Below are 9,724 nucleotides of genomic sequence, written 5' to 3'. Positions count from 1 at the left end.
GGCCCCGGCCGGGAGGTAGCGGGAGGCGACCTCCACCGCGACCTGCTCGGGCAGGCTCTGCGGCAGCAGGCTGCGCTGCAGCGTGACGGCCGTGGCGCGTTCGCGGGTGTAGCGCAGGGCGTTGTCGATGGAGACCGCCGCCCGGGCCGCCAGTTCCTCGGCCAGCATCAGGTCGTCCCGCTGGAACGGCTCGGGGTGCCGGTGCCGGGCGAAGACGGCGACGCCCAGGGTGGTGCCGCGCGCCGACAGGGGCACGGCCATCATCGAGTGGAAGCCGAACTCGCGGATGCGGGAGGTCCTGAGCGGGTCCTCGGCCACCCACTCGGTGACCGCGGGCTCGGTGACCTGGTACAGAACGGCCTGCCCCGACCGCAGGCTCTCCGCGGGCGGGGAGCCCACCGGGTACGTGTCCACCCCGCCGGGCTCGACGACCGCCTCGGGGACCCCCGGATTCACGGACTGGTGGGCGATGCGCCGCAGGACGAGGGAGCGGCCCGCCCCCGGGAGGCGCCCGTTCTCCCCCACCGCCCCGGCCGCGTCCGGGGTGCCCCCGTCGCCGAGGGACGCCAGGAGGTCCACGCTGATGAAGTCGGCGAGGTCGGGGACCGCCACGTCCGCGAGTTCCTGTGCCGTCCGCGTCACGTCGAGCGTGGTGCCGATGCGCTTGCCCGCCTCGGCGATCAGCTGGAGGCGCTTGCGGGCCCAGTAGTGGTCCGTCATGTCGTGCCCGGTGGAGGCCACGCCCAGGACACGGCCGTCCGGGCCCTGAAGCCGGTAGAGGTCGACCGACCAGGCGTGGTCACGGCTCTCGCCGGGGGCGCGCGCGTGGTTCTCCATGTACTGCGGCTCGCCGGTCTCCAGGGCCCGCAGCATCCGCCGCTCGATCTCCTCGGCCACGGGCGCGTCGAGCACGTCCGTCATCCGCAGCCCGCGCAGGTCGTCGTTGCTCAGGCCCAGGGCGCCCTGACCGGACCGGTTGGACCCGCGGAAGCGCAGGTCGGTGTCGTACACCGAGGTCGCGCAGCACGGGGAGTCGAGGAGACCCAGCCGTACGAGCAGTTCGTCGTCAGGGCGGGGCCGCGAGCCGGTCACGGTGGTGACCAGGAGCCAGTCGCCGGCCGTGTCGTCCGCCCCGCCGTCCGTCCTGCCGTCGGCCCCGGCCCCGTCGCCCGTGCCGCCGTCCGCCCCGTCGCCCGGTGTCCTGTGGTGGGCCAGGACCCTGGCCTCCAGGCGGCGGCCGTCGCGGTGCCGGAGAGCGAGTGTGCCGTGCCACCTCGGCAGCTCCGCGAGGGGCGGGAGGTCGCTCGCCGCGGGCTCCTCCGCGAGCAGGGAGACCGCGGGCCGGCCGAGGATCTGCGCGGGCGCGTACCCGAGCAGCCGCTCGGCGCCCTCGCTCCACCCGGTCACGGTGCCGTGTGCGTCGACGGTGGCGCGCGCGGTCAGCGCCCCACCGGGGGCGTACGGGCCGGTACCCACTGCCTGACCGCCGATGACGGGCCGCTCCATGGCCGCTCATCTCGCTCTCGCTGGGCTGTCCACCTCGCCGGGGCTCTCACCGCTCGGAGTACGTGCCGCCCCGGTGCTCAAGGCCCCACATGGTCGGTATCTCCAGTTTTTTGGCTTTTCACCTTATTCCGGCCCAAAACCTGAACGCGTCGACGACCCGGCCCGGCGCGGCACACACGAGCGCTCACGGCCCCCACCAGGTCGTGCGGAACTGCTGACGCGTCCCCGGGGGAAGGCTATATTGCTGGTCATTCATGGTCAGAAGCCGAACTTGGGGGGCGAGTTGGCGGACGAGATCATCGAAGTGACGATCCGGACGGACGGCCGGGTCGAGATGCACCTCCAGGGTGTGGAGGGCATGGCGTGCCTGGCCGACACCCAGGACCTGGTCGCCCGGCTGGGCGGCGAGGTGGAGGCGCAGGAGCTCACCGCCGAGGCGTACGTCGAAACCGGCGAGGAGCACCACGACCGGCTATGGCAGTAGTGGGCGGCCCGGCCGCCGCCGGTCCCCGGTGGCGGCTCCATTCGACACTCGCCCGCAGTGAGGCGAACGGCCCGGGCGTCCGTTTCGTGGTGTGGAGCCAGGGATGCGGCCTGGCCTGCGCCGGCTGCTTCAACCCGGACACCCATGCCCCCGAGGGGGCCGACGTACGGCGGGTCGCGGACGTGGTCGGCGAGGTGCTCGCCACCGACGGCATCGAGGGCGTGACCCTGACGGGCGGAGAGCCCCTGGAGCAGCCGGAGGCGACCGGGGCGTTCTGCGCCGCGATCCGGCGCCGTACGGACCTCGGCATCATCGTCCTGACGGGGTTCACCCGCGCCGAGGTGGAGGGCGACGCGCGCCGTGCGGCTGCGGTCGCCGACGCGGACCTGGTGATCGCCGGGCGGTACAACGAGCGGCTGCGGCTGGGATCCGGGCTGCGCGGCTCGTCCAACAAGGAGTACTGGGCGCTGACCGGCCGGTACACGGCCGCCGACCTCGCCGGCGTACCCGAGGCGGAGTTCGTGATCGGTGCGGACGGCTCGGTCACCCTGACAGGCATGCACAGGTGGGAGGGCGGTCCGCGGTGACCATCGAGAACGACATCGGCCTGTATCTGCGGGCCCGTGTCCCGCTCCTGGTGCTGGTCACGGTGGAGGAGCAGCGCGCGCTCACGGTGCTGGACGCGGCGCGTGCGGCGCGGGACTCCTCCGCGGACCTCGTGAGCTGGGACATCGCCGACGGTTTCCGGTCGGCGGCCGGGCGGAGCATGCCCCAGGCGCCGACCCCCGAGAAGGCGCTGGAGAAGATCGGCGAGATGGTGAGGGCCGCGCCCAAGAAGCGCGACCTGTACGTGCTGAAGGACTTCCACGAGTTCTGGTCCAAGAGCCCGGTCGTACGGCGCAAGGTGCGCAACCTGGCGCACGAGCTGGTGTACACCGGGTCCTCGCTGGTGGTCACCACGCCCGTACGCGATGTGCCCCGGGAACTCAGCGACGACGCCGTGGTCCTGGACCTGCCGCTGCCGGACGCCGAGGCCCTGCGTGCCGAGTTGGACCGCATGATCACCTCGACCGGCGGCGGCATCCGCTCCGAGCTGACCGTCCACGGCATGGCCCGGCTCGCCCAGGCGGCGCTGGGGCTCACCTCCACCCAGGCGCGGCGGGCCTTCGCCAAGGCGATCGTGCGCGACCAGGTCCTCGACGACCGGGACATCGGCGCCGTACTGGCCGAGAAGAAGGCGGTCATCGCCGCCTCGCGGGCCCTGGAGTTCACCGCGCCGGAGGAGACCCCCGACGACATCGGCGGTCTTGAGGCGCTGAAGCGCTGGCTCACCCTGCGCGAGCGCGCCTTCGGCGACGAGGCGGCGGCGTACGGGCTGCCCGCGCCGAAGGGACTCGCGCTCATCGGCATCCCGGGGACCGGGAAGAGCCTGACCGCCAAGATGATCGGGGGCATGTGGCAGCTGCCGCTGCTGCGCCTGGACGTCGGCGCGGTCTTCGGATCGCTGGTCGGCGAGTCCGAGGAACGGATCCGCCAGGCGCTGACGCTGGCCGAGACCGTGGCGCCCTGTGTGCTGTGGGTCGACGAACTGGAGAAGTCGTTCGCCGTCGGCGGGGGCGGCGACTCGGGGACGTCGCAGCGCGTACTGGGCACGCTCCTCACCTGGATGCAGGAGAAGACCAAGCCGGTCTTCGTCGTCGCCACCGCCAACGACGTGGCCGCGCTCCCTCCGGAGATGCTGCGCCGCGGCCGCTTCGACGAGGTCTTCTTCCTGGACCTGCCGACCGAGACCGAGCGCCGCGAGATCCTCCACGTCCATCTGCGCAAGCGGCGCCGTGACCCCGGCCGCTTCGACACGGCACAGCTGGCGCGGCTCTCCGACGGCTGTGTGGGCGCCGAGCTGGAGCAGGCCGTCGTGGACGCCATGTACCGGGCGTTCGCCGAGGACCGGGACATCACCACCGGGGACCTCGCCGAGGCGATCGGGCGGCTGGTCCCGCTCAGCCGCTCCCAGCGGGAGTCCATCGAGAACCTGCGGGCTTGGCTGCGCGACGGGCGGGCGCAGTCCGCCTCCTTCGCCGAGGCCGAACGGGCGGCCGAGGCACAGGTGCGGCTGGAACTGGCGTAACCAGAAAAACGAGTAAGCGGCTAAACGGGTGGACGGGTAAAACGGAGGACAGGCAGGTCCGCAGGGGGGAGCAGACCGGTGGTGAGTGAACGGCGGGCCCGGCGCTGGCTGCGGGTGTCCGCACGGGGGAACGCCACGTCGTGGTGGGGCTTCCGGGCGCGCGGAGCCTGGCGGCGGCTCTCCGGCGCCGTACTGCTGGAGGGTGATCCGCAGGCGGTGGCCCTGCTGTCGGGAACCGCGCGGGACGGCGGTCACCCACGGCGGAAGGACGCCGGCGAGGTGATCGCCGAGCGCTGGCACGCCACCGGAGACCCGGAACTGCGCCAGGTCGTCCTGGACACCGGGGCGCTGGCCCCGGAGGGCCTCGCCCGGCCCGCCCGCGTGCCGCACCAGCCGAGGGTGGCGGACGTGAACCGGGAGCGCGGGCTCGCCGCGGGCGCCGTACGTCCGGCGCGGGACGCCGACACGGCCCGGGGGGAGCACACCCACGGCGAGCCGCCCATCCCGCGCCCCCGCGTGGCCGAACGGCCCTTGGGGGAGGGGCGCCCGGTCGTGCAGCGGGCCTCCGTCCGCGGACAGATCCTCGACGCCCTGCGCGCCGCACTGGTGGCAGGCGAGCTCACCCCGGGCGAGGTCTACTCGGGGCCCGCGCTGGGCGAGCGCTTCGGCGTGTCCGCGACGCCCGTACGGGAGGCCATGCAGCAACTCGCCCTGGAGGGCGCCGTCGAGGTCGTACCCAACCGCGGCTTCCGCGTCGTCGAGCGCGGCGCCCGCGAGCTGGCCGAACTCGCCGAGATCCGGGCGCTGATCGAGATCCCCGTGGTGCTGCGCCTGGCCCGCACCCTGCCCGCCGCACGCTGGACCGAGCTGAGGCCCCTCGCGGAGGAGACGGCCCGGGCGGCGGCGTCCGGCTGCCGGGCGACGTACGCCGAGGCCGACCGCGCCTTCCACCGCGCGGTGCTGGGCCTCGCCGGCAACGAGCAGCTGGTGCGTATCGCGGAGGATCTGCACCGGCGTGCGCAGTGGCCGCTGGGCGGCGAACCGGTGGGGCGCGGCCGTACCGGGCTGATGGCCGACGCGGCCGTGCACCTGGCGCTGCTGGACGCGCTGGCGGCGCAGGACCTGAACGCCGTACAGGCGCTGTTGCAGAAGCACTTCGCCGGAGGGTGAGCGCTCTGCGGGGAGCGCCGCGGGGCTTTCGGCCGATGCCCGGCCGGGGGGCGTCCTCGGCCGACCGCGGAGTTCCCCGCGCCCCAGAAAGGGGCGCGGGTGCCCCTCAGGCCGTCGCGGCCGGTGGGGCCAACTGCTCCTCCAGCCAGGTCGGCACCCCTCCGAGCAGCCGGAACAGACGTCCCGCCTCCGCCCTCAGCCGGGACGCCTCAGGCTCCGTCTCCGCGTCCGCGAGGGACGCCAGGGCCGGGGCCGTGCCGACCAGGTAGCCCAGCTCCTCGCGGATGCGCAGGGACTCCGCGAAGCCGTGCCGGGCCTCGGCCGACTCGCCCTCGCGCAGGGCGAGTCCGGCGAGGTGGCGCCAGGTGAAGGAGAGCAGCAGCAGATCGCCGTGGGCGGTGGCGCCCGCGTGGGCGCGGCGGTACGCGGCGCGGGCGGCCTGGGGGGAGTGGGCCAGGTTCTCCGCGATCAGACCCCGGCGGAAGTCCAGCAGGGCCCGGCCCGCAGCGCCCGGCGCGATCAGGGCCGCCGCCCGGCCGAGCGCCGCCCGTGCCTCGTCGGCCCGGTCCCGGACGTGCAACAGCGTGGCCGCGTACGCCAGCTGGCCGCGCTCACAGGCCGCGGCGCCCCGCTCGTCATCGGTCCGGGCCTGTGCCTCGGCCGTGCGCAGAGCGTCCTCGGCCTCCTCCCAGCCCCGCTCGGTGTACAGGCAGCGCTCCACGAGGAGCGAGGCCCGCTGGAGCGAGGCCGACGGTGTGACCGGCTGGAGCAGTGCCGCCGCGTCGGCCCAGCAGGCGCGCGAGCGCAGCCGCCATACCGCGGTCTGGAGTGGATCGTCACCTGCGGTCGTTCCGGTACCAGACATGGCGGGATGCGCCACGTTGCCCTCCCCGAGCGCGCCTTCGAGCTGTTGAGTGGTGGCGGCATCTCAGCACGGATCACAGCGTCTGGCCAAGAGGGTGTGTGAAAGTTTTCACTTGCGCTAAACTCGCGCAGCCCGTCAGTGAGCCCTCGGGGCCTTGTCACCGGTCCCGCGCCGTCAGGCCGGATACGACCTCGATGCCGCAGCCGGCGGCGCCGAGGACCACCCCACGGTTCCGTGACCTCAACTCATGCGCAGCGCCAGGAAGAAGTCCAGTTTGTCCTCCAGGCGGGACAGATCGCGGCCCGTCAGCTGCTCGATCCGGCCCACCCGGTACCGCAGTGTGTTGACGTGCAGGTGGAGCCGCGTGGCGCAGCGCGTCCAGGAGCCGTCGCAGTCGAGGAACGCCTCCAGGGTGGGGATCAGCTCGGCGCGGTGGCGGCGGTCGTAGTCGCGCAGCGGGTCCAGCAGACGGGCCGTGAAAGCGCGGCGTACGTCGTCCGGGACGAAGGGGAGCAGGAGCACGTGCGAGGCCAGCTCCTGGTGGCCGGCCGCGCAGACCCGGCCGGGGCGCGCGGCCGCCACTCTGCGCGCGTGCCGTGCCTCCTCCAGTGCCCCGCGCAGTCCCTCGGCCGAGTGCACCGCGGCACTGACGCCCAGTGTGAGCCGCCCGTCGTCGCCGAGGCCCGCCGTCAGCGGGTCGCGTACGGACTCCAGGAGGGCGTCGGCGAGTATCCCGGACTCGGAGCCGTCGTGCTCGGAGGAGACCGCGGGGAGCGGAACGAGGGCGATCGCCTCGTCCCCCGTGTGGGCCACGGCGATACGGTCGGCGTGCTCGGGCCCGGCCGGGTGGGGGTACACCGCGCTCGACGAACTCGGGTGAGGGGCGACGAGCACCTCCTCCAGCAGCGCCTGCGTGATCGGGCCGCACTCGATCCTTCCGGCGCGCCGCCCGCCGCCACCGTCGGCCGAGGGTCCCTCGGGCCCGTTCCCGCCCTCGTCCCACTCCACGCGGCCCACGACCACCTGCCAGTGTGGCGCCGCGCCCAGGCCGGGCAGCAGCACGGGGGCCGCCACCCGCAGCCGGGCCGCGATCTCGGCGGGGGCGGCGCCCGCCTGCACCAGCTCCAGCACCTCCTGGGCGAGCCGCCGCCGTACCGTACGGGCCGCGTCCCGCCGGTCCCGCTCGACCGCGATCAGCTGGGTGACCCCCTGCAGCAGGTCGAGCCGCTCCTCGGCCCAGTCCCCGGCGTCCGCCGCGACGGCGAGCAGCCACTCGGAGAGCACCGTCTCGCGCACGTCCCGGGCGGCGCCCGTGCCCCGGCCCTCTCCTGCCGCCGACGGGCGGTGTCCCCAGCTGCGGACCGGGAAGAGCGAGTACGTCGTCGTGCCCACGGTCACCCGGTGCGGTCCGCGCCGGCCGGCCCGGGTGGCCGCCAGGTGCTCGGCGGCCAGCCGGGCGCACACGTCGGAGGACAGCGCCTGGCCGCCGGCCTTCGGGCTCGCGATGAGCCGCCCGGTGGGCGAGAGCACCCAGGCCCGCAGGTCCAGGTCGGTGCCCAGCAGGTCCAGGACCACGTCCGGGCCGCCGCCCGCGGGTCCCGAGGTCATCATCCGGCGGTGCCGGTCCACCACGGCCGCCAGGTCCCCGGCCCGCTCGCCCGACACCCGACGTACGACGTGCTCGGTGATCGTCGCGAAGGCCACCGACTCGTTGACGGCGAACAGCGGCAGCCGGTGCCGGGCGCACGCCACGACCAGGTCCTCCGGTACGTCCCCCAGCTCGGCCTCACCGGCGGCGAGCGCGGCGACCCCGGCGCCCACCAGGATCCGCACGAAGGGCTCGGAGTCCGAGGCGTCACGGCGCCAGGCGAGGCCCGTGAGCACCAGCTCACCGCCCGCGAGATAGCGGCTGGGGTCCCGCAGGTCCGTGGTCATCACGCCGCGCAGGGTGCGGTCCAGCTCGTTCTCGCCACCGAGCAGCCGCAGACCCAGCGCGTCGGTGTCCAGCAGTGCCCGCAGCCGCATCTCTCTTCGCCCGCCGTTCTCGTCGTGTCTTCCGTGTGGTGTGTCCCGGAACCCGTGTTCGGTCAGGGTGAGGCCCGGCATGGGGGTGTCCCTTGTTCCCCGGGCGCCCCCGCGTGACCCGAGGAACGGTGGTTTCCGGCCGTCGGGCCGGCACCCCGTGCTCGTGGATGTGCTCACTGTTTCCGGGGGGAAACGGAGAGGTTACCCAGGGCCTCGGTTCATATGAATCTACAAGACGATCGCCCTGGCCAGCCAACTCCTTCATGTTTTCCGTGACTGACCTGGGCGGAGTGCGGCGCTGTCTACTGATCTCGTCCCTCGTGGACAGCTCCTCCACGAGCCGGGCCGCCCGCGTCCGTCTGGCTCGAACCGACGTCCCCGAGCCCGCAGAGAGAGCCGGTCATGGACTTCCTACGCCCCGCCAGCTGGGAGGAGGCGCTCGCCGCGAAGGCCGAGCACCCCACCGCCGTGCCCATCGCGGGCGGTACCGACGTGATGGTCGAGATCAACTTCGACCACCGCCGCCCCGAGTACCTCCTCGACCTGAACCGCGTCGGCGACCTCTACGAGTGGGAGGTCGGCGAGGACAGCGTGCGGCTCGGCGCCTCGGTGCCGTACACGAGGATCATCGAGAACCTGCGCGCCGAGTTGCCGGGGCTCGCCCTCGCCTCCCACACGGTCGCCTCCCCGCAGATCCGCAACCGAGGCGGAGTGGGCGGCAACCTCGGGACCGCCTCCCCGGCCGGCGACGCCCACCCGGCCCTCCTCGCGGCGGGCGCCGAGGTCGAGGCGGAGTCCGTACGGGGCTCCCGGCGCATCCCGATCGACGAGTTCTACACCGGCGTGAAGCGCAACGCGCTCGCCCCCGACGAGCTGATCCGCGCCGTCCACATCAAGAAGGCGGACGGCCCGCAGCAGTACTCGAAGGTCGGCACGCGGAACGCGATGGTGATCGCCGTCTGCGCCTTCGGCCTCGCGCTGCACCCTCAGACCCGTACGGTCCGTACGGGCATCGGCTCGGCCGCCCCGACCCCGGTCCGCGCGAAGGTCGCGGAGGAGTTCCTGGACGCGGCGCTGGAGGAGGGCGGCTTCTGGGACAGCGGCAGGATCATCACCCCGTCCGTCGCCAGGCGGTTCGCCGACCTGTGCGCCGCCGCCTGCAACCCGATCGACGACGTCCGGGGCACCGCGAGCTACCGCCGCCACGCGGTCGGTGTCATGGCCCGCCGGACGCTGATGTGGACCTGGGAGTCGTACCGCGGCACCCGCGTCTCGGAGGGAGCCGCGTAATGCGCGTCAACTTCACGGTCAACGGCAGTCCGCAGGAGGCCGACGACGTGTGGGAGGGCGAGTCCCTGCTGTACGTGCTGAGGGAGCGGCTGGGGCTGCCGGGATCGAAGAACGCCTGTGAGCAGGGCGAGTGCGGGTCGTGCACCGTGCGGCTCGACGGGGTGCCGGTGTGCTCCTGCCTGGTCGCGGCCGGGCAGGTCGAGGGGCGCGAGGTCGTCACGGTGGAGGGGCTGGCCGAGTACGCGAAGCGGCGGGC

9 protein-coding genes are annotated in these 9,724 nt (G+C 73.9%); 6 read left to right on the top strand and 3 right to left on the bottom strand.

All coding sequences use genetic code 11. From position 1 onward, the window contains the following. Positions 1–1,506 (bottom strand): PAS domain-containing protein (locus FNH04_RS34100; RefSeq protein WP_152789715.1); only part of this gene is annotated, 1,506 nt, incomplete at its 3' end. A 271-nt stretch (positions 1,507–1,777) separates the two neighbouring features. On the opposite strand from FNH04_RS34100, the gene FNH04_RS48125 reads away from it, so the two are divergent. The 4 genes from FNH04_RS48125 to FNH04_RS34080 all read left to right on the top strand — a co-directional run bounded on the left by FNH04_RS48125 (position 1,778) and on the right by FNH04_RS34080 (position 5,288). Continuing rightward, the gene (locus FNH04_RS48125; protein WP_228031779.1) at positions 1,778–1,990 is read left to right on the top strand and encodes a DUF2997 domain-containing protein; all 213 of its coding nucleotides are present in this window, start codon (positions 1,778–1,780) and stop codon (positions 1,988–1,990) included. After that, positions 1,981–2,577: a 4Fe-4S single cluster domain-containing protein gene (locus FNH04_RS34090; RefSeq protein WP_152789713.1), complete on the top strand. Its 597-nt coding sequence runs from the start codon at positions 1,981–1,983 to the stop codon at positions 2,575–2,577. The genes FNH04_RS48125 and FNH04_RS34090 overlap by 10 nt, the downstream gene beginning before the upstream one ends. Continuing rightward, positions 2,574–4,118, top strand: a complete 1,545-nt coding sequence (locus FNH04_RS34085) for an AAA family ATPase (protein ID WP_322724652.1) — start codon at positions 2,574–2,576, stop codon at positions 4,116–4,118. Before FNH04_RS34090 ends, FNH04_RS34085 begins: the two co-directional genes overlap by 4 nt. Positions 4,119–4,499: 381 nt before the next feature. Beyond that, positions 4,500–5,288: a GntR family transcriptional regulator gene (locus FNH04_RS34080; RefSeq protein ID WP_407704150.1), complete on the top strand. Its 789-nt coding sequence runs from the start codon at positions 4,500–4,502 to the stop codon at positions 5,286–5,288. Between the two features lie 106 nt (positions 5,289–5,394). Here the strand turns inward: FNH04_RS34080 and FNH04_RS34075 are convergent, their stop codons facing one another. Continuing rightward, a complete protein-coding gene (locus FNH04_RS34075) occupies positions 5,395–6,168 on the bottom strand; it encodes a hypothetical protein (RefSeq protein ID WP_322724650.1) in 774 nt (257 codons plus the stop codon). Between the two features lie 225 nt (positions 6,169–6,393). Continuing rightward, entirely contained in the window at positions 6,394–8,178 is a 1,785-nt protein-coding gene (locus FNH04_RS34070) for a PucR family transcriptional regulator ligand-binding domain-containing protein (RefSeq protein ID WP_152789716.1), read from the bottom strand. 402 nt (positions 8,179–8,580) lie between these two features. On the opposite strand from FNH04_RS34070, the gene FNH04_RS34065 reads away from it, so the two are divergent. Both FNH04_RS34065 and FNH04_RS34060 read left to right on the top strand, forming a co-directional pair. Then, on the top strand, positions 8,581–9,468 hold the full coding sequence (locus tag FNH04_RS34065; RefSeq protein ID WP_152789711.1) for an FAD binding domain-containing protein: 888 nt from the start codon (positions 8,581–8,583) through the stop codon (positions 9,466–9,468). Further along, a partial coding sequence (locus tag FNH04_RS34060; protein ID WP_152789710.1) for a (2Fe-2S)-binding protein occupies positions 9,468–9,724 on the top strand: 257 nt, incomplete at its 3' end. The genes FNH04_RS34065 and FNH04_RS34060, both read left to right, overlap by 1 nt.

The organism is Streptomyces phyllanthi (assembly GCF_009377205.1).
Taxonomy (GTDB): domain Bacteria; phylum Actinomycetota; class Actinomycetes; order Streptomycetales; family Streptomycetaceae; genus Streptomyces; species Streptomyces phyllanthi.
The sequence above is the reverse complement of the archived record's forward strand: the minus strand, read 5'-3'. Positions and strand labels throughout refer to the sequence as shown.

Coding starts and splice junctions, on each gene's coding strand:
- FNH04_RS34090 (WP_152789713.1), top strand. CDS start 1,981: ATGGCAGTAGTGGGCGGCCCGGCCGCCGCCGGTCCCCGGTGGCGGCTC.
- FNH04_RS34070 (WP_152789716.1), bottom strand. CDS start 8,178: ATGCGGCTGCGGGCACTGCTGGACACCGACGCGCTGGGTCTGCGGCTG.
- FNH04_RS34065 (WP_152789711.1), top strand. CDS start 8,581: ATGGACTTCCTACGCCCCGCCAGCTGGGAGGAGGCGCTCGCCGCGAAG.